Below are 25,563 nucleotides of genomic sequence, written 5' to 3'. Positions count from 1 at the left end.
AACTAGGGGGTGGGAAGGTGTCCGGCAAGTTACAGCCGGCTGAAGAGCGCGTTCAGGGGCTATTCAATGCTTGGACCCTATGCCATCTCGCATGAAGATGTTGGTGACGCCCATCCTTTGCGCCTGTGCGGCGGCATTCGTGCCGGTCGGGGCTGCGGCTGCGCAGCCCGATCCGCATCAGGATTCGGACGCCCGCGCCCCCCGGCGCCAGGCCGCACCGCCGCTCTCGGTCCGCGAGATCGAGCGCCGCGTGGTGCCGCGCCTGCCGGGTGCCCAATATCTCGGTTTCGACTATGATCCCGCGTCGGAAGTTTACACGCTGAAGTTCCTGCGCAATGGATCGGTGATCTGGGTGGACGTGGATGCCCGCAGTGGCAACATCGTCCGCAAATCGGGCAGCTAGAGGCTGGCGAAGGGAAACACATGCGACTTCTGATCGTCGAGGATGAGCCGACTCTGGGGCAGCAGCTCCGCAACGCGCTCGAAGGCGCGGGCTATGCGGTGGACCTTGCCACCGATGGCGAGGAGGGCCTCTATCTCGGCTCCAACGAGCAATATGACGCGATCATCCTCGACCTCGGCCTGCCCGAGATCGACGGACTGACCGTGCTCGATCGCTGGCGCAAGGAAGGCAAGACCACCCCGGTGCTGGTGCTGACCGCGCGCGACAGCTGGTCGGACAAGGTGGCGGGCCTCGATGCCGGCGCCGACGACTATGTCGCCAAGCCGTTCCAGACCGAGGAGCTGATCGCCCGCCTGCGCGCGCTGATTCGCCGCGCCTCGGGCAATGCGTCCGCCGAGCTGATCGCCGGCGACATCCGCCTCGACACCCGCTCGGGCAAGGTCACCAAGGCCGGCGAGCCGGTGAAGCTCACCGCGCAGGAGTACAAGCTCCTCTCCTACCTGCTCCACCACAAGGGCAAGGTGGTGAGCCGCACCGAGCTGATCGAGCATATCTACGACCAGGATTTCGATCGCGATTCGAACACGATCGAAGTCTTCGTCACGCGCATCCGCAAGAAGCTGGGCGCAGACGTGATCACCACCATCCGCGGCCTGGGCTACAGCCTGGAAGAGCCGGCCGACGCCTGAGCCCATGTCGAAGCTCGCCCAGAGACTAGGCGAGCTGCGCCATCGCCTGTTCGGCCGTTCGCTGAGCGAGCCGGAGCCGGTAGCGCCCGGCGAGCCCCAGCCGCGCCATTATACCCGCTCGACCGGATCGGTGAGCCGGCGCATGCTGCTCGTCGCCACCGCCTGGATCATGATCCTGCTGATCGGCGGCGGCGTGGCGCTGGACCGCGTGCTGGTCAGCACCGTCACCAAGAATTTCGACGAGCAGCTCGACTATCTGCTCAAGGCGATGATCTTCTCCGCCGAGCTCGACCAGAATGGCGAGGTGATGCTCAACCGCGAGCTCGCCGACCAGCGCTTCCTCGAATATAACTCGGGTGCCTATTGGCAGATCAGCGGCAAGGGGCACGAGGCGTTCCCGTCGCGCTCGCTCTGGGACCAGCGGCTGATGGACGACCAGCAGCACAACGACACCAACGTCCATGTCTATGACAGCCGCCAGCTGCCCGGCCAGCTGCTGCGCATCGCCGAGCGCGACGCGACACTGCCGGGATCGACGGTGCGCTGGCGCTTCCAGGTGGCACAGAGCCGCGCGACGCTCGACGCGCAGATCGCCACGCTGCGCCGCACGCTGGTGCGCAGCTTCGTGCTGCTCGGTCTGGGGCTGATCATCATGGTCGCGCTGCAGACCTGGTACGGCCTGCTGCCGCTGCGCCGCGTCCGCCAGGAGATCGCCCGGCTGCGTGCTGGCCAGTCGACCCGGGTGGAAGGCGCAATGCCCGCCGAAGTGGCGCCGATGGTCGAGGAGCTGAACGCGCTGGTCGAGCACAATGACCGCCAGGCGGAGGAAGCGCGGCGCCATGCCGGCAACCTCGCCCATGCGCTCAAGACGCCGCTGAGCGTGATCATGAATGCCGCCGCCGCAGGCCAGCCCGATCTCGCCCAGGCAGTGATCCGCGAGGCGCGGACGATGCGTCGCCAGATCGACCATCACCTCGCCCGCGCCCGCGCCGTCGGCCGCCGCGGCTCGGCGCACAGCCGGGCCGAGGTCTGGCCGTCGATCGAGGCCGTCGAGCGCGCGGTCGCGCGGCTCTATCCCAATGTCCGCATCGACATCGACGGGCAGAAGGACCTGGTCGCGCATATCGAGCGGCAGGACCTGGACGATCTGCTCGGCAACCTGGTCGAGAATGCCGCCAAGTACGGCGGCGGCAGCGTGTTCATCACCGCCGGCGTGCAGGCCGGGTTCGTCGAAGTGCTGGTCGAGGACGATGGCCGCGGCATCCCCGAGGCCGATCGCATCCGCATCTTCGATCGCGGCGTGCGGCTCGACAGCGGCAAGCCGGGCACCGGCCTGGGCCTGGCGATCGTGCGCGACGTCGCCGAGATCTATGACGGCACCGTCAGCCTCGAGGAAAGCGAGGATCTGGGCGGGCTGCTCGTCCGGCTGCGCCTGCCCGCCGCCAGCTGACCGGACCGGCAACAAACTGAAATTCTGGTGCGACATGCCGGACGCAGAAGCGCCGGCGAACTCGCGGATTGCCCTCTTATGTCCGTCGGGTCGCGTGGCGGCGCTGGTTCTGGGGCCAGCGCCGCCCAAACCCCGCAGCCGAATGATTGCGCATCCTTTACAATATTTTAGCAGAGTCATGCTAAAATGCTTCTCGGGATTGCAGCAACAAAGGCACCGACATGACTTCCATTTCCGCGATCCCGCAGCATCCCGAGCGCGCGCCGATCGATGCGGCGTTCGCGCCCGTGGAACTGGAAACTCGCGGCGCGGCTGCGCAGCCGGAGGCAGGCGATGCCGCGCTGTCGGCCGATCCCGGCGAACCCGAGGATATGCAGGCCAAGCTCGACCGGCTGATCGACAATCAGGCCGAGAGCGGCGCGCTGAGCGATGCGCAGGCGAACGAGCTGCGGAGCTTCTTCGCGCAGCGTATCGGCGGCGAAACGCCGGCCAAGAGCGAGGCGCAGGCCAGCGCTTCGCCGACCAGGCCGATCAGCGAAGCGGCGACGCGCCAGCTCGACGCGATGGCGGCGTTCCTCGACAAGCTGCGCAACGCCGCGGCGTCAGGCGCCATCACCTATGGCAGCAATTCGGGGACGAGCAGCAACGGCAGCTCGGCGACCGGCTGGGTGATCGACACCAAAGCCTGAGCATCCGACTGCGCGAAGCCTGCGAGGTCAGAGCCCGCGCATCGCCTCCGCGGCGATCGACAGGCTCTTCTTCCGCGCATCGTGATCGAACATCGCGCTGGTCAGCATCAGCTCGTCGGCGCCGGTGCGCTGGATGAAGGCGGCAAGCTGCTGGCGGATCTTCTCGGGCCCGCCGATCGCGCTGGCCGACAGCACCTGATCGAGCATCGCATTGCCGTGCCCGCCCAGGCTCGCGCGATAGCCGGGAACCGGCGGCGGCAACTGGATGCCCTTGCCGGTGGTGCGGATCGCGACGAACGCCTGTTGCTGCGAGCTGGCGAGCAGCTCGGCCTCAGCGTCGGTGTCGGCGGCGAACACGTTGAAGCCGAGCATCAGGTGCGGCTTGCCGAGCACGTCTGAGGGGCGGAAATTGCGGCGATACATGTCGATCGCCTCGTCGAGCAGCCCCGGCGCGAAATGCGAGGCAAAGGCATAGGGGAGCCCCAGCATCGCCGCGAGCTGCGCGCCGAACAGGCTCGATCCGAGGATCCAGAGATCGACTTTCGCGCCCGCCCCCGGCGTGGCGCGGATGCCGGTACGGCCGTCATCGGCGAAGTAGCTCTGCAGCTCCTGCACATCCCGGGGGAATTCGTTGCCGTCGCTGTCGAGCCCGCGACGGATCGCGGCGGAGACGCGCTGGTCCGAACCCGGTGCACGGCCGAGACCAAGGTCCACGCGGCCGGGAAACAGCGCATCCAGGGTGCCGAACTGCTCGGCCACCTGGAGCGGAGAATGATTGGGCAGCATGATCCCGCCAGCGCCGACCCGGATCGTCGAGGTCGCCCGGCCGACATGCGCGATCACCACTGCCGTGGCGGCGCTGGCGATTCCTTCCATGCCGTGATGCTCGGCCACCCAGTAGCGGGTATAGCCGAGTCCCTCGACATGGCTGGCCAGATCGGCGGCGTTGGCGAGAGCCTGAGAAGCGGTCCCGCCCTGGATGATGGGGACGAGGTCGAGCAGCGAGTAAGCGGTCATGGAGGCGCAGATGGGGAGCGTGCGGCGGCTCTGCCATAAAGTTTTGGTCGTCACCCCCAAACCATTTACCCGTCATCCCGGCACATATCCGTCATTCCGGCGAAAGCCGGGATGACGATGGGCGCGCGGTGGATTGGGGGCGTTGGACAAGAAACAGTTGCTTGATAGCCGCGCCGCGTCGGCCTAACCGCGCCGCCATGAACCCTGCCCTGTCGCACGTCCGCAACTGGATCTTCGATCTGGACAACACGCTCTACCCGGTGAGCGCGAACCTGTTCGCGATGATCGACATGCGGATCGGACAATATGTCCAGAACCTGCTGAACCTCGATCCCGAAGCGGCGCACAAGGTGCAGAAGGGCTATTTCCACGCGCACGGCACGACGCTGGCCGGGCTGATGGCCGAGCATGGCACCGATCCCCATCACTATCTGGCCGATGTCCATGACGTCGACATGAGCGTGCTCGAAGTGAACGAGGCCCTTGTCGAGGCGCTGGCGAAGCTGCCGGGCCGCAAGCTGGTATTCACCAATGGCGACGCGCCCTACGCGAGCAAGGTGCTCGACAAGCTCGGCCTTGGCGCCACCTTCGAGGCGATCCACGACGTCCACGCCACCCAGTATCGCCCCAAGCCGGATCCCCAGGCCTATCAGGGGCTGTGCGAGGCGTACGACCTCGATCCGCATGCCAGCCTGTTCGTCGAGGACATGGCGCGCAACCTCGCGCCCGCCAAGGCGATCGGCATGACCACGGTGTGGATCGACAACGGCTCCGAGCAGGCGCCGGACATGGATCGCAGCTTCATCGACTATACCGTCACCGACCTCGGAGCCTGGCTCCACAGCATCCTGGAGACTTCCGAATGACCGACCTGCAGACGACCATCGACGCCGCCTGGGAAGACCGCGCGAACCTCGGCTTCTCCACCGAAGGTGCGGTCCGCGAAGCGGTGGCCGAAGCGCTGAACCTGCTCGATCGCGGTGAAGCCCGCGTCGCCGAACCCGTCGAGGGCGGCTGGCAGGTCAACCAGTGGCTCAAGAAGGCGGTGCTGCTCTCGTTCCGCCTCAATGACAATGTCGTGATGCAGGGTCCGGGCGGCGCCAATTGGTTCGACAAGGTGCCGTCGAAGTTCGCCAATTGGGGCGAGGACGCGTTCCGCCAGGCCGGCTTCCGCGCCGTCCCCGGCTCGATCGTCCGCCACGGCGCGCACATCGCCAAGGGCGCGGTGCTGATGCCGAGCTTCGTCAATATCGGCGCCTATGTCGGTGAAGGCTCGATGGTCGATGGCTGGGCGACCGTCGGCAGCTGCGCGCAGATCGGCAAGAACGTGCACTTGTCGGGCGGCGTCGGCATCGGCGGCGTGCTCGAGCCGCTCCAGGCCGATCCGGTCATCATCGGCGACGGCGCCTTCATCGGCGCGCGTGCCGAAGTGGCCGAGGGCGTGCGCGTCGGCGAAGGCGCGGTGCTGTCGATGGGCGTCTATCTCGGTGCCTCGACCAAGATCATCGACCGCGCGACCGGCGAAGTGCATCGCGGCCATGTCCCGCCCTATTCGGTGGTGGTGCCGGGCACGATCCCGGGCGAGGCCGGCAAGCCGGGTCTCTACTGCGCGGTGATCGTGAAGACGGTGGACGCGCAGACCCGTTCGAAGACCGGGATCAACGAGCTGCTGCGCGACTGATCCAAAGACCAAATCGTCATCCCGGCGAAAGCCGGGATGACGGAGAGGCGCGAAATAGTATCCTGCGTTACCGCTTTCATCCGGGCGGCGAGATGGCGTAGGGACGGGTCATGACCGAAGCCATGACCTATGGGCGCTATCTCGCGCTCGACCAGCTGCTCGCCGCCCAGCATCCGCTATCTGACCGGCATGACGAGCTGCTGTTCATCATCATCCACCAGACCAAGGAACTGTGGCTCAAGCAGATGATCGCCGAGCTGCGCGCCGCGCTCGAGCTGGTCCGCGCCGACAAGCCGGTGGAGGCGTACAAGTCGCTCGCCCGGGTGAGCCGCATCCAGGCGGTGATGACGCTGAGCTGGGACGTGCTCGCGACGATGACGCCGAGCGACTATACCCGCTTCCGCGAAGTGCTGGGATCGAGCTCGGGCTTCCAGTCGGACCAGTTCCGGGCGGTCGAGACGATGCTGGGGCTGCGCGGCGGCGGCGTGCCGGGGCCGCTGACCACCGAAGTGTCGGCCCTGCCGAGCCTGTGGGACGAGGCCAATGCCGCGCTCGCCCGCGCCGGCTTCGCATTGCCGGCCGAGGCGCTGGAGCGCGACTGGTCCCAGCCCTATGTGCCGAGCAAGGCGGTCGAAGACGCCTGGGCCGAAGTCTATCGCGACACCACGCGCTGGTGGGAGCTGTACCAGCTCGCCGAGAAGCTGGTCGACATCGACGACGCACTCGCCACCTGGCGGCACAAGCACGTGATCACCGTCAGCCGTGTGATCGGGATGAAGCCCGGCACCGGCGGCACCCCCGGCGTGCCCTATCTCGAATCGACGCTGGCCAAGCGCGCCTTTCCCGAGCTGTGGACGCTCAGGACGCAGCTTTGAGCTACAAGCACCTCTTCCAGCGCGCGCTCGCGGCGGCACCCGACCGGCTGCACTTCGCGGCGCATTCGCACCATTTGTGGCCCGATGCCTCCTATGTCGGCCAGATCGCCGCCTGGGAGGACGGGGTGCGCCTCGCCGACCGGAAATGGGAACGGGTGATGGGCGAGATCTGGCCCGCGGCCCAGAGCCACGTCGCCGCCGAGCTGAAGCTGCCCGACCCCGACACGGTAGTGTTCGCGCCGAACACCCACGAATTGCTGCTGCGCATCGCCTCGGCCCTGCCGAAGCGCCCGCTGCGCATCCTGGCGAGCGATGGCGAGTTCCACAGCTTCCGCCGCCAGTCGATGCGCTGGGAGGAAGCGGGCAGCGCGACCGTCGAGCGCGTCCCGCTGGAGCAGATCGTCGAGCGGGCGAAGGCCGGCGATCACGACCTGATCTTCGTCAGCCAGGTGCAGTTCCGTACCGGCCATGTCTTCGACCAGGTCGCGGAGCTTGCGGCGCTCGCGAAGCCCGAAGGCCCCTGGGTCGTGATCGACGGCTATCATGCCTTCATGGCGATGGAAGTCGATCTGTCGGCGGTGGCGGACCGGGTCTTCTACCTCGCCGGGGGCTATAAATACGCGATGGCCGGCGAAGGCTGCGCCGTTCTCCACGCGCCCCCGGGATATGGCCTGCGGCCCGAGATCACCGGCTGGTATGCCGAATTCGAGGACCTGGCGCTGCCGCCCGGCAGCATCGGCTATGCGCCGGACGCCCGCCGCTTCCTCGGCGCGACCTTCGATCCCTCGGGCATCTACCGCTTCGTCGCGGTGCGCGACATGCTGCGCGAGGAAGGCCTGAGCACCGCAAAGATCGCCGCGCATGTCGATGGCCTGCGCACGCAGCTGCTGGTCGGCCTACCGATCGAGGCCGAGCTGCTCAACCCGGGCAGCCCTGCGCGCTTCCTCGCGCTCCGATCGCCACATGCCCAGCGCTGGAAGGCCGAGCTCGAAGCGGAGGATGTGATCACCGATGTCCGCGGCGACGTGCTGCGCATCGGCTTCGGCCTCTACCAGGACGCGCGCGACGTGACGCGGCTGATCGAGGCGCTTTCCTGGCTCCGCTAAAAAGCGGCCGGGCGCGCAATGCGCGTCGCGCCCGGCCGTGAGGGAGGTCAGCGGCGGGCGAGTCGTACCGCCAGCTGGCGACTGACGTCGCGCGCGACCGCAGTACGGCAGCGCTGGATCGCCATGGCCTCGTCCTGGTCCGCCCCGGCATAGGAGCCGCACACCTGCTCGGTCGCCGAGGCGAGCCTTCGGTCGAGCGTGGCACGCCCGGTCGCGCTGCTCAGGTCGAGATCGGCATGGCGAACCGTGGCGGTGCGCCCGGACTGGGGGGCGGCCAGCGCGGGGGTGGCGAACAGGCCGGCGACGGCGAAAGCGGCGATGAGCTTATACATGGGAACACTCCTTTCCTGTGACCCCCGAAGCATCGCCGGGGCGCCGCCCGACCGGGAGGATGAGGAGCCGATGAAGAGCTGATGAAATGCCGATGATTCGCCGATAGGGTGGCGCGGAGCGCGATTTCCGGGGAGTAGGGAAGCGTGGAGGGCCGCATCGATCTTGCGCATGAAGCGCCGTTTCGCCTGGGTGCACTCGAGGTGCGCCCGGCGCTACGCCAGCTCGCCCATGACGACGGCAGCGAGGAAGTGCTCGAACCGCGCGTCATGCAGGTGCTCGTCGCGCTGGCAAAGGCGAACGGCGGGATCGTCAGCCGCGACGACCTGACCCGCAGCTGCTGGGAAGGCCGGGTCGTGGGCGAGGACGCCATCAACCGCGTCGTCTCGCGTCTCCGCCGCGCGGCGGAAGGCATCGGCCAGGGCGGCTTCCGGATCGAGACGATCACCAAGGTCGGCTACCGGCTGCTCCAGGCGGGCCAGGCCGATACGCCCGCCCCCGCGCCGGACAGTCCGCTCGCCCAGGCCCGTGCCGAAGTGCATCGCCTCCGCCTCGATCGCCGGGCGATGCTCGCCGGATCGGGGCTGGCCGTGCTCACGGTCGGTGGCGTGTTCGCCTGGCGCGGCTGGGCGGGCGCCCGCAGCACGATGCCCGACCAGGTGAGGCCGCTGGTCGACCAGGCCCTCGCCTCGATGCGCCAGGGTACGCCAGAGGGGTTGAGCCAGGCGACCGGCCTGTTCCGCCGCGTGACCGAGCTGCACCCCGATCAGCCCGATGGCTGGGGCGGGCTCGCGATCGCCTATGCGATCGACGCCGGCGGCGGCAGCCCGCAGGGCGAGGCGGCAAGGCGCCTGCGCGCCGACCAGGCGGCCGCCCGTGCGCTCCAGCTCGATCCGGCCAATCCCTATGCGCGGCTGGCACGCGCGATGCTGGTATCGAACACCGACAGCTGGCGCACCGACGAGCGGCTCTGCCGTGCGATCCTCGCCTCCCGGCCCGACATCGAGTTCGCCTGGGGCATGCTCGGCGGCCTGCTGCTCTCGGTGGGGCGCTGCCGCGAGGCCGCCGACACCTTCGCGGTCTACTGGAGCAAGGGCGTGCCCGATCCCTCGCGCGCCTATACCCGCGCGGTTGCGCTCTGGGCGGCCAACCGGCTCGACGAGGCGGACACGGCGAGCGAGGAGGCGATTTCGCTCTTCCCCACCCATTTCGCGGTGTGGTTCACCCGCTTCTACCTGCTGCTCTATACCGGCCGCGCCGCCGACGCGCTGGCGATGTCGCGCAAGACGGACCAGCGGCCGAGCGGCATTCCCGAAGAGAATTTCACGATGATCGAGCAGGTCGCCGAGGCGATGCTGAGCCGCTCGCGCGCCGACATCGATCGGGCGATGGCGAGCAACCTCGAGGCGGCGCACAAGGGCGCCGGCTTTGCCGAGAACACCATCCAGTTCGCCGCTGCGCTCGGGCGGGTCGACACCGCGTTCGAAGTGGCCGAGGCCTATTATTTCGGCCGCGGCTTCAGCGTCGGCGAGCTGCGCTTCCAGCCCGAGCAGCGGGTCTGGACGCGGCGTACCAACCGCCGCACGCGACTGCTCTTCATGCCCTCGACCGCGGCGATGCGCAGCGATCCGCGCTTCGGCAAGCTGGTCGAGGAGATCGGGCTGGAACGCTATTGGCGCGAGAGCGGGACGGTCCCTGACTATCGCAAGGGCTAGGCGACCGGCGCTATTCCCAGCCGCGGTATCTCGATCGCGGGGCAGCGGTCCATCACCACCTTGAGGCCCGCGGCCTCGGCGCGCGCGGCCGCTTCCGCGTTGATCACGCCGAGCTGCATCCACACCGCCTTGGCGCCCACGGCGATCGCTTCGTCCACCGCCTCGCCGGCCGCCATCGGGCGGCGGAAGATGTCGACTAGGTCGATCGGCTCCCCAATCTGCGAAAGCTCGCGGAACACGAACTCGCCATGGACATGCTCGCCGGTGATCTGCGGGTTGACCGGGATCACCCGATATCCTTGCCGCTGGAGGAAGGCCATCACGCCGTAGCTCGGCCGGTCCGGCCGATCGGATGCCCCGACCAGCGCAATGGTGCGCACGCTCTCGAGCAGCGCCTTGATGTCCTCGTCACGCGTCAGCGGCATCTCAACCTCCATTCGTCATCCCGACGAAAGTCGGGATCTCAGGCGATGGCGCAGGACAAGAGCCGCACGAGATCCCGGCTTTTGCCGGGATGACGGCTATTTGCCGAGCCAGTCGTCCACCTGTCCTGCCAGTCCGGCAAACACTTCGCTCTCCGGCCCGTTCCCCGCCGCCGGCGGCTCGCCCGCATCCGAAGCGACGCGAATCGCCATTTCCAGCGGCACGCGGCCGAGGAACGGAATGCCGAGCTTCGCCGCCGCGGCCTCGGCACCGCCGGCGCCGAACGGATCGGAGACTTCCCCGCAATGCGGGCAGGCATAGCCCGACATGTTCTCGATCAGGCCGATCACCGGCACGCCCGCCTTGTTGAACAGGTCGATCGCGCGCGTCGCGTCGATCAGCGCCAGGTCCTGCGGCGTGGAGACGATCACCGCGCCGGCCGGCTTGTGCTTCTGGATCATGGTCAGCTGCACGTCGCCGGTGCCCGGCGGCAGATCGAGCACGAGCAGGTCGGTCTCGCCCCAATCGGCATCGACCATCTGGCCGAGCGCGCCGCCCGCCATCGGCCCGCGCCAGGCGATCGCCTGGCCCTCGGCCACCAGCCCGCCCATCGACAGCATCGGCACGCCGAACCGGGTTTCGACCGGCAGCAACACTTTATCACGCGCCTGGGGTTTCACGCCTTCGACCCCCAGCAGGCGCGGCTGCGACGGGCCATAGATATCGGCATCGACCAGCCCGACCTTGCGACCCTTGCGCTGGAGCGCGATCGCGAGATTGGCGGCGACGGTGGACTTGCCCACCCCGCCCTTGCCGCTCGCCACCGCGATCAGCCGGCGGGTGCGGCGCTCGCTGGTCATCAGCACGCGTACTTCCTCCACCCCGGGCAACGCACCGGCGACGCGGCGGATATCGGCTTCCAGCTCCTCGCGCGTCGCCTCGGCGAGGCCGGTCACGTCGAGGACAATCGAGGCGCGCGCGCCTTCGAGACGGGCAGTGGCACGGCCGGCGGTGATGGGAGCGAGCGCGGCGCTCAGGGCTTCGGTATCGGTCATCGCGTGCGAGATAGGCGCACAATCGCCGCGCGCCACTGTAAATCCGCGTAGGCGCCCTTATAAAGGCTGAATGGCAAACCTCTTTGGCTGGCTGAACAAGGCCGGTAACTTGCAGAACGAGGCTCCCAAGAGCCCCTGGGGCTCGGGCAGCGGCGGCGGAAATGGCGCCGGTGGCTCGGGCGATGGCAAGGGTGGCTCGGGCGGCGGCTCGGGCCCCCGTAATCCCTGGTCCTTCCCGCCGGAGGGGCGGCGCTCCCGCCCCGGCGGCGGTGGCGGCGGCAATGGTCCGTTCGACGACCTGCTGCGCCGCATGGGCGGTGGCGGCGGTGACCTGCCCTTCCCGGGTGGCGCGAAGCTGTGGCTGCTCGTCATCGCCGGCCTGCTGCTGATCTGGGTGGTCTTCACCAGCTTCCACGTGATCGGCCCGCGCGAGCGCGGCGTGGTCACCACGCTCGGCCGCTATAGCGGCACGATCGGCTCGGGCATTCAGCCCACGCTGCCGGCCCCGTTCCAGCTCGTCGATGTCGTCGATGTCGGCAGCGTCCGGACGCTGCGCTTCCCCGAGAGCGGCGCCAATCTGATGCTCACCGGCGATCAGAACATCGTTGATCTTTCCTATTCGGTGAACTGGTACATCACCGACGCCGCCGATTATTCCTTCCAGATCAAGGATCCGACGGAGACGGTGAAGGACACCGCCGAAAGCGCGATGCGCGCGGTGATCGCGACCACCACGCTCAACGAGGCGATCGGCGAGGGCCAGGGACGCATCTCGGCCGATGTGCAGGCGGGTATGCAGAAGATCCTCGACGAATATCATTCGGGCATCCGCATCCAGAGCGTCGCGCTGACCAAGGCCGCCGCGCCGGAGCAGGTCGACGACGCCTTCAAGGCGGTCCAGGCCGCGCAGCAGGGCGCACAGGGCGCCCGCAACAACGCCAATGGCTATGCCCAGCAGGTGATCGCGGTCGCCCAGGGTGAAGCCGCGGAGTTCGACAAGATCTACGAACAGTACAAGGCCGCGCCCGAAGTGACGCGCCGCCGCCTCTATTACGAGACGATGGAACAGGTGCTCGCAAAGACCAACAAGACGATCGTCGAGGCGCCCGGCGTCACCCCCTATCTGCCGCTGCCGGGGCTTCGTCCCGATGCAGGCAAGGCCCAGCAGGGAGACCAGAAATGACCTGGCTGCGCAGCCCCATCGGCATCGCCGCATCGGTGATCATCCTGCTCATCGTGGTGATGAGCACCGTGGCGATCGTGCCGGAAACCAAGCAGGCGGTGATCCTGCGGCTCGAAAAGCCGTATCGCACCGTCAACGCCTATCGGACCGGCGAGCAGTTCGGCCGGACCCAGGCCGGGCCGATCTTCCGCCTGCCCTTCTTCGACCGGGTCGTCTGGGTCGACAAGCGCGTGCTCTCGGTCGACCTGCCCAACGAGCCGGTGCTGTCGACCGACCAGCTCCGCCTGCAGATCGACGCCTATGCGCGCTTCCGCGTCACCGATCCGCTCAAGATGGTCGTCACCATCGGCACCGAGGACCGGGCCCGCGACCAGCTCCAGCCGCTGTTCCGCTCGGCGCTCCGCAACGAGCTCGGCAAGCGCCCCTCGGCGATCCTGCTCAGCCCCGAGCGCGGCCAGGTGATGGACAATATCCAGAACTCGCTGCAGCAGCTCGCCGCGCAATATGGCGTGTCGATCGTCGACGTGCGGATCAAGCAGACCGAGCTGCCCTCGGGCTCGCCGCTCGACAGCGCGCTCGAGCGCATGCGCACCGCGCGTAACCAGGAAGCCAAGACGATCGAGGCCCAGGGCATGAAGGACGCGCAGATCATCCGCGCCAATGCCGATGCCCAGGCCGCCCAGATATATGCCCAGGCGTTCAACAAGGATGCCGACTTCTATAATTTCTGGCGCGCGATGCGTTCGTATCGGACGACGTTCCTGAACAACGACCCCGCAAAGGGCGAGACGTCGATCATCCTCTCCCCGCAGAATTCCTATCTCAGGGAATTCATGGGGCAACGATGACACTGTCGATCCGTTCATATTCAATCGCCGTTCAGCATTTCGGCGCAAGAAACCGTTCCGAACGCTTTTCCTTCGTCTGAGAGGACCGACTCACGTGCGTTATGCCTACGCCCTAACTACCGCCATCCTGCTGAGCGGCGCCGCCGCCACGATGACGCTCAACCAGCCGGCCGGCGCCCAGACCGCGCAGAACGAGCCGGGCACGATCCAGGCGTCCGCCCCCAAGGCCGGCGCGCCGATGAGCTTCGCCGACATGGTCGCCAAGCTGCAGCCGGCGGTGGTCAACATCTCGACCACCCAGCGTGTGACGATGAACGCCAATCCCTTCGCCGGCACGCCGTTCGAGGCGTTCGGCGGCGGCAACCAGCCGGTGACCCGCCAGGCCGAATCGCTCGGCTCGGGCTTCATCATCTCGGCCGACGGCTATGTCGTGACCAACAACCACGTGATCTCGGCGGGCGCCAAGGGCGCGACGGTCGAATCGATCACGGTCACCCTGCCCGACAAGCGCACCTTCAAGGCCAAGCTGATCGGCAACGACGCACAGTCGGACCTCGCCGTGCTCAAGATCGAGGGCGCCAACCTGCCCTTCGTGAAGTTCGGCGATTCGACCAGCGCGCGCGTCGGCGACTGGGTCGTCGCAATTGGCAATCCCTTCGGCCTGGGCGGCTCGGTGACCGCCGGCATCGTCTCGGCGCTGCACCGCGTCACCGGCCAGGGCGGCGCCTATGACCGCTTCATCCAGACCGACGCCTCGATCAACCGCGGCAATTCGGGCGGCCCGATGTTCGATCTGAACGGCAACGTGATCGGCATCAACTCGCAGATCCTGTCGCCCACCGGCGGCAATGTCGGCATCGGCTTCGCGATCCCCGCGGAAGAGGCCAAGCCGGTGATCGACACCCTGATGAAGGGCCAGAAGATCGCCCGCGGCTATCTCGGCATCGGCATGCAGGACCTGACCGACGACATCGCCGAGGGCCTGGGCGTACCCAAGGGCCAGGGCACCGTCGTCGCCCGCGTCGAGGCGGGCCAGCCGGCGGAGAAGGCCGGGCTCAAGCAGGGCGACGTGATCGTCAAGGTCGACGGCAAGGACGTCACCCCCGATCAGACGCTGTCCTACCTGGTCGCCAATGTGAAGCCGGGCACCCGCGTGCCGCTCGATCTCTACCGCGACGGCAAGCGCATGACCGTGACCCTCACCGTCGGCACCCGCCCGCCCGAGGAGCAGCTCGCCCAGTTCGATCCGAACGACGAGAACTCGCAGGCGCCGGGCGCCGATGCCGACACGATGGCCGCGGCCTCGCTCGGCGTGCAGGTCACCCCGCTCACCCCGCAGATCGCGCAGAGCGTCGGCGTCAATGCGGGCACCACCGGCGTGGTCGTCGTCCAGGTCAACCAGGCGAGCGACGCGGCGGGCAAGGGCCTGCAGCGCGGCGACGTGATCACCACGGTCAACCGCGTCTCGGTCACCAACGCTGCGGACGTCGCCAAGCAGGTCTCGGCAGCCAAGGCCTCGGGCAAGACCAACGTCCTGCTCTGGGTCCAGCGCCGCGCGCTCGGCCGCTTCGTCTCGGTCGGCATCAACTAAGCGAACAACGCCCTTCATCGGGCTGACGAATGCCCGTTTCTCCTCTATTCCGGTCTCCCAAATCAGGAGATCGGACATGGCGGGAGAGACGGGCATCTTCATTGGCGCAGGTACCGGCGGCGCGAATCCGCAATCGCTGGTCCTCAAGCGCGCCAACCGTCACGGGCTGATCGCCGGCGCGACCGGCACCGGCAAGACGGTGACGATCCAGGGGATCATCGAAGGCCTGTCCAACGCCGGCGTCCCCTGTTTCGTGGCGGACGTGAAGGGCGACCTGTCCGGCCTCGCCATGGCCGGCTCCCCCACCGCCAAGACGCACGAGATCTTCAAGGCGCGCGCCGCCGAGATCGGCCTGGCCGACTGGGCCTATGCCGATACGCCTGTGCAGTTCTGGGACCTGTACGGCGAGCAGGGCCACCCGATCCGCACCACCATCTCGGAAATGGGCCCGCTGCTGCTATCCCGGCTGATGGACCTCAACGAAGTGCAGGAAGGCGTGCTCACCATCGCCTTCACCGTCGCCGACAAGGACGGGCTGCTCCTCCTCGACCTCGACGACCTGCAATCGATGCTCGCCCACTGCGCCGAGCGGGCCGACGAGCTGACCGCCAGCTACGGCAACGTCTCCAAGCAGTCGGTCGGCGCGATCCAGCGCTCCCTGCTCCAGCTCCGCTCGCAGGGGGGCGCCAATTTCTTCGGCGAGCCGGCACTGTCGATGGAGGACTTTCTCGGCTTCGACGACAAGGGCCGCGGCGTGGTCAACATCCTCGCCGCCGACAAGCTGATGGCGAGCCCCAAGCTCTACGCCACCTTCCTGCTCTGGCTCCTCTCCGCGCTGTTCGAATCCCTCCCCGAAGTGGGCGACCCGGACAAGCCCAAGCTCGCCTTCTTCTTCGACGAGGCGCATCTGCTGTTCGACGACGCGCCCAAGGCGCTGCTCGACAAGATCGAGCAGGTCGTCCGCCTGATCCGCTCCAAGGGCGTCGGCGTCTATTTCATCACCCAGAACCCGATCGACGTGCCCGACACGATCGCCGGCCAGCTCGGCAACCGCGTGCAGCATGCCCTGCGCGCCTTCACCCCGCGCGACCAGCAGGCGGTGAAGGCCGCCGCGACCACCTTCCGCGCCAATCCGGACGTCGATGTCGAGACGGTGATCACCGAGCTGAAGGTCGGCGAGGCGCTCGTCTCGGCGCTGCAGGACGATGGCGCGCCGAGCCCGGTGCAGCGTACGCTGATCCGGCCGCCGGCATCGCGGGTCGGCCCGGTCACGCCGGACGAGCGCAAGGTGCTGATCCAGACCGACGCGATCGGCGACAAGTACGACACGCTGGTCGATCGCGAATCGGCCGAGGAGCTGCTCGCGGCCAAATCGGCCGAGGCGTCCGCCGCCGCGGCCGAGGCCAAGGCGCAGGACGAGGCGGAGAAGGCCGCCGCGGCCAAGGCCAAGGAGGATGCCCGCCTCGCCAAGGAAGCCGAGCGCCAGCGCCTCTCCGCGCAGCGCGACGCCGATCGCCAGGCCCGACTCGACGCCCAGGCCCAGAAGGCTGCGGAACGCGAGGCAGCGAACAATCCGTGGAACCGCGCGATCACCTCGGCCACCCGCTCCGCCTCCTCGGCAGCGGGCCGGGCGGTGGCGAACGAAGTCTCCAAGGCGGTGTTCGGCAAGAAGAGCGGCGCGGGCGCGAGCATCCTCGGCGGTCTGGTCCGCGGCGTACTCGGCGGGCTGTTCAAGGGGCGCTAGGCGTCCTGCGAATGCATCGCCCGCACGAGATGCCTGGCTAGGTAGGTGTAGACATGGGGCTGCCGGCTATCGTTCTCGACGATCTCGGCATAGGTGGCGACATAGTCGGTTCCGAGCTCCCTATTTGCCTCCGCGATGCCGTCGAGGATGGCCGGAACCATTTCCTCGGCAGTCAGCCCGTCATGGTGCCTGCAATCCCCTACTGACGGCAGCACCTTGACGCGCAGATCCGCCAATACGGCACCTCGCTCCAGCCGAAGCGCCAGCCGATTGTGGGTAGGGCCGGTGATTCGGCTCACCACGAGCAGGCCGTCACGCCGATGAACTTGCATCGTCTCTCCCGTTCGCCAGAAACTCGCGCCACAGCATCACCAGCACCGCCATCACCGCCGGCCCGATGAACAGGCCGAGCAGCCCCAGCGTCTCGACGCCGCCCAGGATGCCGATCAGCACCCAGAGGAACGGCAGCTGGGTCGCCCCGCCGATCATCGCCGGGCGGATGAAATGGTCGGCGACGAAGATGATCGCGGTGCCGATCGCGACGACTGCCACCGCGCCGACCACCGAGCCCTGGAGCAGCAGCAGCACCGCCGCCAGCGCGAACAGCAAAGGCGCGCCGAACGGGATCATCGCCGCGATCGCGGTCGCTGCGCCGAGCAGCAGCGGGTGCGGCACGCCCGCGACCAGATAGACCACTGCCATCAGCGCGCCGACGCCCAGCCCCACCAGCACCAGCCCGTCGATCGTGCCGCGCACCGATCGGATCGCCTGGGTCCCGACCCGCTCGCCGGCCGGCCCGAACAGCTTGAGCACGGCGCGTCGCCCCTGCTCGAGCAGCGCGTCACGATCGCGCAGCACAAAGAACAGAGTCAGCAGGGTGAAACCGAACACCACGGCGCGATGCGCGACATTGGCGCCGATCGCCCGGGAGTGCGCCAGCCACGCGCCACCGCTCAGCATGCGGAGCTGCTCGGCAGCATCCTCAGGCCGGGCGAGATGGGTCTGCCACCATTCGCGCACGGCATCGGCGCCAACGGGCAGGCGCGTCACCCAGTCGGGCACCGGCACGCCCTGGGCCTGCGCCTGGCCGATCCAGCTCGAGATATCGTGCGCCTCGCGCAGCGCCTGGGTGATGCCGAAGCCGAGCGGCACCAGCACGACCAGCGCCGCGATCAGGGTGATGACCAGCGGGATCACGATCCGGTGGCTGCCCTTCATCCAGGCGCGCAGCTTCAGGTGCAGCGGATCGACCGCGATGGTCAGCACCACCGCCCAGAGCAGGGCCGGCACGAAGCCATGCGCTACCCATAGGCCAGCCAGGAGCAGCGCCCCCACCAGCACCAGTCGCGCGGCGCGCTGCGCCGTCTCGGTCCCCGTGTTCATGGCGACGAGCGTAGCAGGGTTGCGGACCGCCTCAACTCCCCCAATCCCGTCATCCCGGCGAAGGCTGGGATCTCAGGCGAAGGCGCGCTTCGGCACGAGATCCCGGCTTCCGCCGGGGTGACGGCTAGGTGTCCAGCCCCGCCACAACGCCTTCCAGCCGCTCCAGGAACTTGCCCCAGCCAAACCGCGCACCGCCATAATTGTTCGCATTGGTGAAGCCGGTCTGCTCCATCCGCAGCCGTGTGCCGCCGGCAACCGGTTCGAGCGTCAGCGTCACCACGGACTCGAAGCGCGGCATTGCCTCCTCGCCGCCGCCCGTGTCCCAGCTGTACGAAAGCTGCCGGCCCGGCTCGATCTCGCGCACCGCGCAGTCGATCCGCCCACTCCAGCCCGGCGCACCCGGGCTCTGCAGGGTGAAGCGATGGCCCTGCTCCGCCACGAAATCATTGGGCAGCAGCCATTCCGCGATCAGATGCGGCTGGGTGATCGCCCGCCACAGCCGCTCGGGCGGATGCGGGAATTCGCGTTCCATCACCAGGGTGCGCGTCTCGGTCATTGGTCCATCCTCTTGAGCAGGTCCTCCAGCCGATCGAAGCTGTCCGCCCATAAATTCTCGTGCAGCCGCATCCAGTCGAGCAGCGGCGCCAGTCCCCGCGGATTCGCGCGGTAATGCGTCTCGCGCCCCTGCGGCCGGTCGAGCACCAGTCCAGCGCCCTTCAGCACCGCGAGATGCTTGGAGACCGCCGGCTGCGAGATCCCGGATCCCTCGGTCAGCGCCCGCACCGTCAGCTCGCGCTGGGCCATCCGCTCGAACAGCGCGCGGCGGGTGGGATCGCCCAGCGCGCGGAACAGCGCATCGGCGGAGGAAGGCATCGGCTCCATGATCAAACCAATAACCAAATGGTTATGCAAATCAATCCCTCCCCGCCCGGGGAGCGGGTCAAAAAAAGCTGTCCTACACGGCGCGCAAATGCCACGTTCCGCCGATGACCAACGCATTCCTTACCAAGCTCGCCGCCACTGCCGGCGCCTCGCGCGCGGGCACGCGATCGCGCGTGCATGTCGTGAACTTAGTGAACTTCCGCGCGGAGAGCTGAGCCGATGACCACCGAAACTTCCCGCCCGATGGCCGAGCTAACGCTCCGCGGCATCCTGCTCGGCGCGCTGATCACCATCCTGTTCACTGCGGCGAACGTCTATGCCGGCCTCAAGGTCGGCCTCACCTTCGCCACCTCGATCCCCGCCGCCGTCGTCTCGATGGCGATCCTCAAGGCGTTCAAGAGCGGCACGATCCTCGAGAACAACATCGTCCAGACGATCGCGTCCGCCGCGGGCACCCTGGCCGCGATCGTGTTCGTGCTGCCCGGCCTGATCATGGTCGGCTGGTGGTCGGGCTTCCCCTATTGGACCACGGTGGCGGTGTGCATCACCGGCGGCGTGCTCGGCGTGATGTTCTCGGTGCCGCTTCGCCGCGCGCTCGTCACCGGAACCGACCTGCCCTATCCGGAAGGCGTCGCCGCCGCCGAAGTGCTCAAGGTCGGCTCGGGCTCGGGCGCCGGCGATGCGGAAAATGCCAAGGGCCTGCGCACGCTGGTGGTCGGCACGCTCTTCTCCGGCCTGTTCGCGCTGCTCGCCAAGATGAAGTTCGTCGCGGAAGAGGCGGGCAAGAATTTCGCGGTGGGTGGCACCGCCACCGGCTGGTCGACCAGCTGGTCGATGCTGCTGATCGGCGTCGGCCATCTCGTCGGCATCTCGGTCGGCGCGGCCATGTTCTTCGGCATGCTGATCTCCTGGACCGTGCTGGTGCCGTATTTCGCCTCGGGCGGAGACATGAGCGCGGTCGACGCGCTGGTCGGCTCCACCTTCCGCGGGCAGGTGCGCTTCATCGGCGCGGGCACGATCGGTGTCGCGGCGATCTGGTCGCTGCTCAAGATCATCGGCCCGATCATCGCCGGCCTGCGCTCGGCGCTCGCCGCATCGCGGGCCCGCCAGGACGGTCAGGCGCTCGACATCACCGAGCGCGACATGCCGATCGGCATCGTCGCCCTCATCACCCTCGCCACCCTGGTCCCGATCGCCTGGCTGCTCTGGACCTTCTCGGCCGGCGGCCCGGTCCATGACCATGCCTTTGCCGTGATCGGCGGCTCGCTCGCCTATGTCCTGATCGTCGGCGTGATGATCGCGGCGATCTGCGGGTACATGGCCGGACTGATCGGCGCGTCGAATTCGCCGGTCTCGGGCGTCGGCATCCTCGCCGTGCTCGGCGCCTCGCTGCTGCTGGTCGCGGTGTTCGGGCATGAGGCCGATCCGTCGCGGACCAACGCGCTGATCGCCTATGCGCTGTTCACCACCGCGATCATCTTCTCGATCGCGACCATCTCGAACGACAATCTCCAGGACCTCAAGACCGGCCAGCTGGTCGGCGCGACGCCGTGGAAGCAGCAGCTCGCGCTGATCCTGGGTGTGGTGTTCGGGTCGCTGGCGATCCCGCTGGTGCTCGACCTGCTCAAGAACACGCTCGGTTTCGTCGGCATGCCCGGCGCAGGACCCAACGCGCTTTCGGCACCGCAGGCAGCGTTGATCTCGTCGATCGCCAAGGGCGTGCTCGGCGGCGACATCGACTGGAACCTGATCGGGCTCGGCGCGCTGATCGGCGTCGGCGTGATCATCGTCGACGAAGTGCTGGGCAAGACCGGCAAGATGCGCCTGCCGCCGCTCGCCGTCGGCATGGGCATCTACCTGCCGATGGGCCTCACCCTGCTGATCCCGGTCGGCGCGCTGATCGGCCATTTCTACGATCGCTGGGCCAAGCGCCAGGCGAACCCGGAGTTCGCCGAGCGCATGGGCGTGCTGGCCGCGACCGGCCTGATCGTGGGTGAATCGCTGTTCGGCGTGGCCTTTGCCGGTATCCTCGCCTGGGCCAACCGCAACTCGCCGATCCCGCCCAACGACGCGCCGCTGGCGGTGATGGGCGAGGGCTTCGAGAGCATCGCGCTGTGGATCGCGCCGCTGCTGTTCTTCGGGCTGATCGCCGTGTCCTATGCGATGACCCGCAAGCTGGTTCGCGGCACGCCCACGGGCGCCGGCCCGGAAAGTCCGGCCGACGACGTGGCCAACTATCGATGAAGGATTTGAGGCGGGGGAGACCCCGCCTCAGTCCATCTGCGCGAGCAGCGAGCTGATCGGCACGAAGGCGAAGGCGACCGAGCTGTCCGCCACCCCGTACGGGACGAACAGCTTGTCGCCGTGCTTGATGGCCCCGCAGGTATAGACGACGTTGGGCACATAGCCCTCGCGGTCCTGGTCCGCCGCGGCGAGCAGCGGCTCGCTCGACCGGGCCAGCACCTTCGACGGGTCGTTCTTGTCTAGCAGCGCCGCGCCGATCGAATATTTGCGCATCGCGCCGACGCCGTGGGTGAGGATCAGCCAGCCTTCGTCGAGCTCGATCGGCGGGCCGCAATTGCCCATCTGGACGAGTTCCCAGGGGAATTTCGGCTTGATCAGCAGCTCGCCGCCTTCCCAGCGGGTAATGTCGTCCGAGGCGTGGAGGAAGATGTTCTCGCCGTCCTGCCGGCCGAGCATCATGTAGCGGCCGTTCACGGTACGCGGGAACAGCGCCATGCCCTTGTTGCGGCTGGCGCTGCCCGACATCGGCACCAGGTCGAAGCTGCGCCAGTCGCGGGTGCGCAGCAGCTCGGACTGGATCACCGAGCCGTTATAGGCGGTGTAGGTGCCGATCCACTCTTCCTCCCCATCCTCATGGCGGAAATGGGTGATGCGCAGGTCCTCGAGCCCGTTCGACTGGGCCTTGGTGATCGGGAAGATCACCGTGCCCGACAGGGTGGAATCGCGGTGGCGATAGACCGTCACCGGCCCCTCGGGGATATGCTCCTCGTCTTCTTCCCGGGCGTCCGCGGCGGTGGCGAAGGGCGGTTCGGGCGCCAGGCTCAGCTCGTTGCCCTCGGTGATGATGCCCTCGCGAAAGGCGACCGAGGAAATGTGCCCCTCGCCCACCGCCCGCAGGCTCATCAGGATGCGCAAGGATCCCGGCGGCATGCCGGTCTGGTCGTAATGCGGCACCGCGCTGGGGTTCATCAGCGCGGCGGCGGCATAGCTGTACTCGTGGCAGAAATAGGCGCCGATCAGCTGGCGCTTCTCGTCCCCGATCTGGCTGCCGTCGAGCCCGAGCATGCCCTCGATCTCGTCATAGCGCGTCATGAACACGCGGCGCGTCTGCCAGTGGCGCGCCTCGAAGTCCTTGAGTACGATCTCCAGCTGCGCCCGTGCCTCGCCGGGCGACATGGCAAGTACTTCGGCGACCAGCCGCTCGCTGCGACTCGGCGCCGATCCGTTCGACGCCCAGGCAATGTGAAACGGCCGCACCACGACGCGAGAGGGGTCCGCCCTCAGGCGCAACGCATGATTGAAAAGTTCGAGCATCCGGCTCCCGCCATTGTCCCCGTACCGGCGCCCAGTGCCAGAGGCGCTAAGCGACAGCAGCTCGTAACGGTGTTGCCACGGTTCCGGTTGCATTTGAAAGGGCCGAAATCGCACAATTGGCCAGCTGGAGCGCCAAAATCGACTCTGCGCCTTGGTTGCGATTGAGCCCATGCGGCATCAACCCGTCGAAACAGCCGCCGTCCTGCGCACTCGCAAGCGGCAATTCGAGGTCGTTGGCGCCCAGATACCAGCGATAGGCGCGCATCGCCTCGTCCACCCAGCGCCGCTCGCCGGTCGCTTCATGGGCGGCGGCACAGGCCTCCACCGTCGCCTGGGCCTCGAGCGGCTGCTGGTCGAACTGGAGCGGCGCGGCATATTCGCGGCCGAAGCTGTCGGTACCGACGGCGCGGAAGCGGCCTTCTGGCGAAGTCTGCTGGCCGACGATCCATTGGAGCGTCTCGAGCCCGATACTGGTGAACTCGCTGCGGCCGAGTGCCATGCCGGCACGCAGCAGCGCCTCGGGCAGGCGGGCATTGTCATAGGCCAGCACGATCTCGAACCAGCTCCATTCGGGCCGGCGATTGCCGTCGAGCAGCTCGATCAGCTCCTCGCCGAAGCGGGTGAGGATCTCGCGGCTGAGCGCATGGCCGGGATGCGCATCGAGCATCGCCGCGGCGCCCAGCATCGCGAAGGCACGGGCACGCGGGCTGCCCAGCTCGAGCGCGATCGAGGCGGTGGAGTCGAACAATGCCGACGCCCAGTCACGATGCTTGAGCGCCTTGGCATCGCGCGCTGTGACGCCCAGCGACCAAAGAGCGCGGCCATTGGAGTCCTCGGAACCGACATCCTCACACCAGGTCCGGTCGAAGTTCATGAAGTTGCGGAAGCGGCGCAGGTCCTGGTTCCAGGCATATTGGACAAAGGCGGCATAGACGCTCGTCCATTTGTCGCGCAGCGTCTCGTCGATCCCTTCGATCTTCGACATCAGGATCAGCGCGCGGGCATTGTCGTCGATGCAATAACCGTGGCGGCGATCGGGCACCGAGAAGATCGAATGCTGGAGCATGCCGGTGGCGTCGCTCATCCGCTCCACGGCGGCGAGGTCCGGCTTGAGCGGCGCGAGTTCCTGATTCGCGCGGGCGAAGCGGCGAGGCCTGGTTGCCATGATGCCGATCAGCGTATCCATCGCCCTCTCGGCAAGACGCGGCCACAACATGGTGCGGCCCCGGGCATAAGCGCGGTGTGCAAGCGCCAGGCGTGCCTCCTTGTCGGACAGCAGACGGCTGATCTCGCGAGCGAAGGCTGCGCTGTCGCTAAAGGGGACGAGCACGCCATGCTCATCGGCAAGGATCTCCGTCGCGTGGATATAGGGCGTCGAGACCACGGGCTTGCCCACCGCCACCGCATAGGACAGCGTGCCCGAAGTGATCTGCGCGGGATTGGGATAGGGCGTCGCGTAGACGTCCGCCGCCTGAAGATAGTCGAGCAGTTCGCCCTGCTCGACGAAACCGTCGATGAACGCGACATGCTCCGCGACGCCCAGCTCGGCGGCGAGCGCCTTCAACCGATCGCGATAGGCCTCGCCTTCATGCGCGACGAGATTGGGATGGGTGGCACCCAGGATCACATAGAGCGCATCCGGCCGCGCCGCCGCGATCGCCGGCATCGCCTCGATCACCGTCTCGATGCCCTTGCTCGGCGCAAGCAGGCCGAAGGTCAGGATCACCTCTCGCCCCTGCCAGCCGAAGCGCGGCTTGAAGTCTTCGGGATCGGCGAAGGGGCGATCGGGCACACCATGTGGGATCATCCCGATCTTCCTGTCGTCTACACCGTGCACGCGCTTGAGGATTTCGCGGCCCTTCTCGGCCATGACGATCACCCGCGAGGCCCGACGCAGCAGCGCCTCCATCACGCGGCGCTCGTCGGGATTGGGCTGTTCCAGCACCGTATGCAGCGTCGCGATCACCGGGATCGACAGCCGATCGAGCAGCGCGATCAGATGCTCGCCGGCCGGGCCGCCATAGATGCCATACTCATGCTGGACCCACAGTGCCTGCGCGCCCGATGCCTCGATCCGACGGGCGGTCTCGATATAGGCCGGGCGCTCGTGCTGCGGGATCGAACCCGTCACCGCATCCGGATAGTCGTAGCGCCCGACATGGTCGTCCATCGCATAGACATCGACTCGAAGATCGGGGAAGCGCTGCTTGAGCGCTGCATAGGTATCGGTGGTGTAGGTGGCGATGCCGCATTTGCGCGGCAGGAAGTTGCCGATCAGCGCGATGTGCTGGATGTTCGGGGCTTTCATGCGCCGATCTTTCCTTTCGCTATCGCAAACTCAATTGCGTGTTGCCCCCACGCTCACCCTTCCAAACCAACTGTTTTCAATAAGGTTTCATCATGCTGCAGTGCGACATGATACGACTCGCACTGCAGCTTGTAAATCCGGCGTTCAGCCGCGGCCGCGATAGCCCGGCACCCCCTGGTCGGGTACCCAGACACCTTCCGGAGCGGCACCGGACTGCCAGAAAACATCGATCGGTATACCACCGCGGGGATACCAGTACCCGCCGATCCTGAGCCATTCCGGCTGCATCTCGTCGAACAGCCGCTGGCCGATGCCGACGGTGCAATCCTCGTGGAAGGCGCCGTGGTTGCGGAAGCTGCCCAGGAACAGCTTGAGCGACTTGGATTCGACGATCGTGTCCTTCGGCACATAGTCGATCACCAGATGCGCGAAATCCGGCTGGCCGGTGATCGGGCAGAGCGAGGTGAACTCGGGTGCCGCGAAGCGGATGAGATAGCGCGTGCCCTTGCGTGGATTGGGCACATAATCGAGCTCGGCCTCTTCCGGCGTGGCGGGAAGAGTCGAGGTTTTTCCGAGATGCTTGGCGTCCATCCGGGCCATGTAGGCGTTTGCGTGCCGGTTTGCATCCTTCTA

25 protein-coding genes are annotated in these 25,563 nt (G+C 67.5%); 14 read left to right on the top strand and 11 right to left on the bottom strand.

What is annotated here, in order from left to right; translation table 11 throughout:
• Positions 1-91: 91 nt before the first annotated feature.
• The 4 genes from GGR46_RS19075 (at position 92) to GGR46_RS19060 (ending at position 3,231) form a co-directional block, all read left to right on the top strand.
• Entirely contained in the window at positions 92-403 is a 312-nt protein-coding gene (locus tag GGR46_RS19075) for a hypothetical protein (protein ID WP_246426218.1), read from the top strand.
• Between the two features lie 20 nt (positions 404-423).
• Positions 424-1,092 (top strand): response regulator transcription factor, encoded by a 669-nt coding sequence (locus GGR46_RS19070; RefSeq protein WP_183999584.1) that lies wholly within the window; start codon positions 424-426, stop codon positions 1,090-1,092.
• Positions 1,093-1,096: 4 nt separating this feature from the next.
• Positions 1,097-2,542: a sensor histidine kinase gene (locus tag GGR46_RS19065; RefSeq protein ID WP_183999583.1), complete on the top strand. Its 1,446-nt coding sequence runs from the start codon at positions 1,097-1,099 to the stop codon at positions 2,540-2,542.
• A 221-nt stretch (positions 2,543-2,763) separates the two neighbouring features.
• The gene (locus tag GGR46_RS19060; RefSeq protein WP_183999582.1) at positions 2,764-3,231 is read left to right on the top strand and encodes a hypothetical protein; all 468 of its coding nucleotides are present in this window, start codon (positions 2,764-2,766) and stop codon (positions 3,229-3,231) included.
• Between the two features lie 27 nt (positions 3,232-3,258).
• Here the strand turns inward: GGR46_RS19060 and GGR46_RS19055 are convergent, their stop codons facing one another.
• Positions 3,259-4,248, bottom strand: coding sequence for an LLM class flavin-dependent oxidoreductase (locus tag GGR46_RS19055; protein WP_183999581.1), 990 nt, complete (start codon positions 4,246-4,248; stop codon positions 3,259-3,261).
• Between the two features lie 197 nt (positions 4,249-4,445).
• On the opposite strand from GGR46_RS19055, the gene GGR46_RS19050 reads away from it, so the two are divergent.
• The 4 genes from GGR46_RS19050 to GGR46_RS19035 all read left to right on the top strand — a co-directional run bounded on the left by GGR46_RS19050 (position 4,446) and on the right by GGR46_RS19035 (position 7,910).
• Positions 4,446-5,114, top strand: a complete 669-nt coding sequence (locus tag GGR46_RS19050; protein WP_183999580.1) for a pyrimidine 5'-nucleotidase — start codon at positions 4,446-4,448, stop codon at positions 5,112-5,114.
• Positions 5,111-5,929: a 2,3,4,5-tetrahydropyridine-2,6-dicarboxylate N-succinyltransferase gene (dapD, locus tag GGR46_RS19045; protein WP_183999579.1), complete on the top strand. Its 819-nt coding sequence runs from the start codon at positions 5,111-5,113 to the stop codon at positions 5,927-5,929. Before GGR46_RS19050 ends, dapD begins: the two co-directional genes overlap by 4 nt.
• Positions 5,930-6,039: 110 nt before the next feature.
• Positions 6,040-6,804, top strand: a complete 765-nt coding sequence (locus GGR46_RS19040) for a tryptophan 2,3-dioxygenase (protein WP_183999578.1) — start codon at positions 6,040-6,042, stop codon at positions 6,802-6,804.
• The gene (locus GGR46_RS19035) at positions 6,801-7,910 is read left to right on the top strand and encodes an aminotransferase class V-fold PLP-dependent enzyme (RefSeq protein WP_221262853.1); all 1,110 of its coding nucleotides are present in this window, start codon (positions 6,801-6,803) and stop codon (positions 7,908-7,910) included. The genes GGR46_RS19040 and GGR46_RS19035 overlap by 4 nt, the downstream gene beginning before the upstream one ends.
• Positions 7,911-7,957: 47 nt before the next feature.
• Here GGR46_RS19035 and GGR46_RS19030 read toward each other — a convergent pair whose 3' ends face one another.
• Positions 7,958-8,242: a UrcA family protein gene (locus GGR46_RS19030; RefSeq protein ID WP_183999576.1), complete on the bottom strand. Its 285-nt coding sequence runs from the start codon at positions 8,240-8,242 to the stop codon at positions 7,958-7,960.
• A 144-nt stretch (positions 8,243-8,386) separates the two neighbouring features.
• Here GGR46_RS19030 and GGR46_RS19025 point away from each other — a divergent pair, with 144 nt between their 5' ends.
• A complete protein-coding gene (locus GGR46_RS19025; RefSeq protein WP_183999575.1) occupies positions 8,387-9,955 on the top strand; it encodes a winged helix-turn-helix domain-containing protein in 1,569 nt (522 codons plus the stop codon).
• On the opposite strand, the gene GGR46_RS19020 is transcribed toward GGR46_RS19025, so the two are convergent.
• Complete coding sequence (locus tag GGR46_RS19020; protein ID WP_183999574.1) at positions 9,952-10,380, bottom strand: CoA-binding protein; 429 nt, start codon at positions 10,378-10,380, stop codon at positions 9,952-9,954. The two genes, GGR46_RS19025 and GGR46_RS19020, sit on opposite strands and share 4 nt — an antisense overlap.
• Before the next feature lie 96 nt (positions 10,381-10,476).
• Complete coding sequence (locus GGR46_RS19015; protein WP_183999573.1) at positions 10,477-11,433, bottom strand: P-loop NTPase; 957 nt, start codon at positions 11,431-11,433, stop codon at positions 10,477-10,479.
• 70 nt (positions 11,434-11,503) lie between these two features.
• Between GGR46_RS19015 and hflK the strand changes: the two genes are divergently transcribed.
• From hflK to GGR46_RS18995, 4 genes are all read left to right on the top strand, one after another.
• A complete protein-coding gene (gene hflK, locus GGR46_RS19010; protein WP_183999572.1) occupies positions 11,504-12,616 on the top strand; it encodes a protease modulator HflK in 1,113 nt (370 codons plus the stop codon).
• Positions 12,613-13,464 (top strand): protease modulator HflC, encoded by an 852-nt coding sequence (hflC, locus tag GGR46_RS19005; RefSeq protein WP_183999571.1) that lies wholly within the window; start codon positions 12,613-12,615, stop codon positions 13,462-13,464. The genes hflK and hflC overlap by 4 nt, the downstream gene beginning before the upstream one ends.
• Before the next feature lie 94 nt (positions 13,465-13,558).
• Positions 13,559-15,055, top strand: a complete 1,497-nt coding sequence (locus GGR46_RS19000; protein WP_183999570.1) for a Do family serine endopeptidase — start codon at positions 13,559-13,561, stop codon at positions 15,053-15,055.
• A gap of 76 nt (positions 15,056-15,131) precedes the next feature.
• Entirely contained in the window at positions 15,132-16,799 is a 1,668-nt protein-coding gene (locus GGR46_RS18995) for a helicase HerA-like domain-containing protein (protein WP_183999569.1), read from the top strand.
• Here the strand turns inward: GGR46_RS18995 and GGR46_RS18990 are convergent.
• The 4 genes from GGR46_RS18990 to GGR46_RS18975 form a co-directional block, all read right to left on the bottom strand.
• On the bottom strand, positions 16,796-17,131 hold the full coding sequence (locus tag GGR46_RS18990) for a hypothetical protein (protein WP_183999568.1): 336 nt from the start codon (positions 17,129-17,131) through the stop codon (positions 16,796-16,798). The two genes, GGR46_RS18995 and GGR46_RS18990, sit on opposite strands and share 4 nt — an antisense overlap.
• Positions 17,112-18,182 carry an AI-2E family transporter gene (locus tag GGR46_RS18985; RefSeq protein WP_183999567.1) on the bottom strand — a complete coding sequence of 357 codons (1,071 nt, stop codon included), beginning with the start codon at positions 18,180-18,182 and terminating at the stop codon, positions 17,112-17,114. The genes GGR46_RS18990 and GGR46_RS18985 overlap by 20 nt, the downstream gene beginning before the upstream one ends.
• A 124-nt stretch (positions 18,183-18,306) precedes the next feature.
• A complete protein-coding gene (locus GGR46_RS18980) occupies positions 18,307-18,738 on the bottom strand; it encodes an SRPBCC family protein (RefSeq protein ID WP_183999566.1) in 432 nt (143 codons plus the stop codon).
• Complete coding sequence (locus GGR46_RS18975; RefSeq protein ID WP_221262852.1) at positions 18,735-19,064, bottom strand: ArsR/SmtB family transcription factor; 330 nt, start codon at positions 19,062-19,064, stop codon at positions 18,735-18,737. Before GGR46_RS18975 ends, GGR46_RS18980 begins: the two co-directional genes overlap by 4 nt.
• 219 nt (positions 19,065-19,283) lie before the next feature.
• Between GGR46_RS18975 and GGR46_RS18970 the strand changes: the two genes are divergently transcribed.
• Positions 19,284-21,308 carry an OPT family oligopeptide transporter gene (locus GGR46_RS18970; protein ID WP_183999565.1) on the top strand — a complete coding sequence of 675 codons (2,025 nt, stop codon included), beginning with the start codon at positions 19,284-19,286 and terminating at the stop codon, positions 21,306-21,308.
• 27 nt (positions 21,309-21,335) lie between these two features.
• Here GGR46_RS18970 and GGR46_RS18965 read toward each other — a convergent pair whose 3' ends face one another.
• From GGR46_RS18965 to queF, 3 genes are all read right to left on the bottom strand, one after another.
• On the bottom strand, positions 21,336-22,622 hold the full coding sequence (locus GGR46_RS18965; protein WP_183999564.1) for a glycoside hydrolase family 130 protein: 1,287 nt from the start codon (positions 22,620-22,622) through the stop codon (positions 21,336-21,338).
• 46 nt (positions 22,623-22,668) lie between these two features.
• On the bottom strand, positions 22,669-24,930 hold the full coding sequence (locus GGR46_RS18960) for a glycosyltransferase family 4 protein (RefSeq protein ID WP_183999563.1): 2,262 nt from the start codon (positions 24,928-24,930) through the stop codon (positions 22,669-22,671).
• A 144-nt stretch (positions 24,931-25,074) separates the two neighbouring features.
• Positions 25,075-25,521 (bottom strand): preQ(1) synthase, encoded by a 447-nt coding sequence (gene queF / locus GGR46_RS18955; RefSeq protein WP_183999562.1) that lies wholly within the window; start codon positions 25,519-25,521, stop codon positions 25,075-25,077.
• Positions 25,522-25,563: the final 42 nt, after the last annotated feature.

The sequence above is a fragment of the Sphingomonas kyeonggiensis genome (genome assembly GCF_014196745.1).
GTDB classification, from domain to species: Bacteria; Pseudomonadota; Alphaproteobacteria; order Sphingomonadales; family Sphingomonadaceae; genus Sphingomonas; species Sphingomonas kyeonggiensis.
This window is presented reverse-complemented; position numbering and strand designations above follow the sequence as displayed.

Excerpts from the sequence above, each read along its gene's own strand:
- GGR46_RS19075 (WP_246426218.1), top strand. The coding sequence starts at position 92 with ATGAAGATGTTGGTGACGCCCATCCTTTGCGCCTGTGCGGCGGCATTC.
- GGR46_RS19070 (WP_183999584.1), top strand. The coding sequence starts at position 424 with ATGCGACTTCTGATCGTCGAGGATGAGCCGACTCTGGGGCAGCAGCTC.
- GGR46_RS19065 (WP_183999583.1), top strand. The coding sequence starts at position 1,097 with ATGTCGAAGCTCGCCCAGAGACTAGGCGAGCTGCGCCATCGCCTGTTC.
- GGR46_RS19060 (WP_183999582.1), top strand. The coding sequence starts at position 2,764 with ATGACTTCCATTTCCGCGATCCCGCAGCATCCCGAGCGCGCGCCGATC.
- GGR46_RS19055 (WP_183999581.1), bottom strand. The coding sequence starts at position 4,248 with ATGACCGCTTACTCGCTGCTCGACCTCGTCCCCATCATCCAGGGCGGG.
- GGR46_RS19050 (WP_183999580.1), top strand. The coding sequence starts at position 4,446 with ATGAACCCTGCCCTGTCGCACGTCCGCAACTGGATCTTCGATCTGGAC.
- dapD (WP_183999579.1), top strand. The coding sequence starts at position 5,111 with ATGACCGACCTGCAGACGACCATCGACGCCGCCTGGGAAGACCGCGCG.
- GGR46_RS19040 (WP_183999578.1), top strand. The coding sequence starts at position 6,040 with ATGACCGAAGCCATGACCTATGGGCGCTATCTCGCGCTCGACCAGCTG.
- GGR46_RS19030 (WP_183999576.1), bottom strand. The coding sequence starts at position 8,242 with ATGTATAAGCTCATCGCCGCTTTCGCCGTCGCCGGCCTGTTCGCCACC.
- GGR46_RS19020 (WP_183999574.1), bottom strand. The coding sequence starts at position 10,380 with ATGCCGCTGACGCGTGACGAGGACATCAAGGCGCTGCTCGAGAGCGTG.
- GGR46_RS19015 (WP_183999573.1), bottom strand. The coding sequence starts at position 11,433 with ATGACCGATACCGAAGCCCTGAGCGCCGCGCTCGCTCCCATCACCGCC.
- hflK (WP_183999572.1), top strand. The coding sequence starts at position 11,504 with ATGGCAAACCTCTTTGGCTGGCTGAACAAGGCCGGTAACTTGCAGAAC.
- hflC (WP_183999571.1), top strand. The coding sequence starts at position 12,613 with ATGACCTGGCTGCGCAGCCCCATCGGCATCGCCGCATCGGTGATCATC.
- GGR46_RS18995 (WP_183999569.1), top strand. The coding sequence starts at position 15,132 with ATGGCGGGAGAGACGGGCATCTTCATTGGCGCAGGTACCGGCGGCGCG.
- GGR46_RS18990 (WP_183999568.1), bottom strand. The coding sequence starts at position 17,131 with ATGCAAGTTCATCGGCGTGACGGCCTGCTCGTGGTGAGCCGAATCACC.
- GGR46_RS18985 (WP_183999567.1), bottom strand. The coding sequence starts at position 18,182 with ATGAACACGGGGACCGAGACGGCGCAGCGCGCCGCGCGACTGGTGCTG.
- GGR46_RS18980 (WP_183999566.1), bottom strand. The coding sequence starts at position 18,738 with ATGACCGAGACGCGCACCCTGGTGATGGAACGCGAATTCCCGCATCCG.
- GGR46_RS18975 (WP_221262852.1), bottom strand. The coding sequence starts at position 19,064 with ATGGAGCCGATGCCTTCCTCCGCCGATGCGCTGTTCCGCGCGCTGGGC.
- GGR46_RS18970 (WP_183999565.1), top strand. The coding sequence starts at position 19,284 with ATGACCACCGAAACTTCCCGCCCGATGGCCGAGCTAACGCTCCGCGGC.
- GGR46_RS18965 (WP_183999564.1), bottom strand. The coding sequence starts at position 22,622 with ATGCTCGAACTTTTCAATCATGCGTTGCGCCTGAGGGCGGACCCCTCT.
- GGR46_RS18960 (WP_183999563.1), bottom strand. The coding sequence starts at position 24,930 with ATGAAAGCCCCGAACATCCAGCACATCGCGCTGATCGGCAACTTCCTG.
- queF (WP_183999562.1), bottom strand. The coding sequence starts at position 25,521 with ATGGACGCCAAGCATCTCGGAAAAACCTCGACTCTTCCCGCCACGCCG.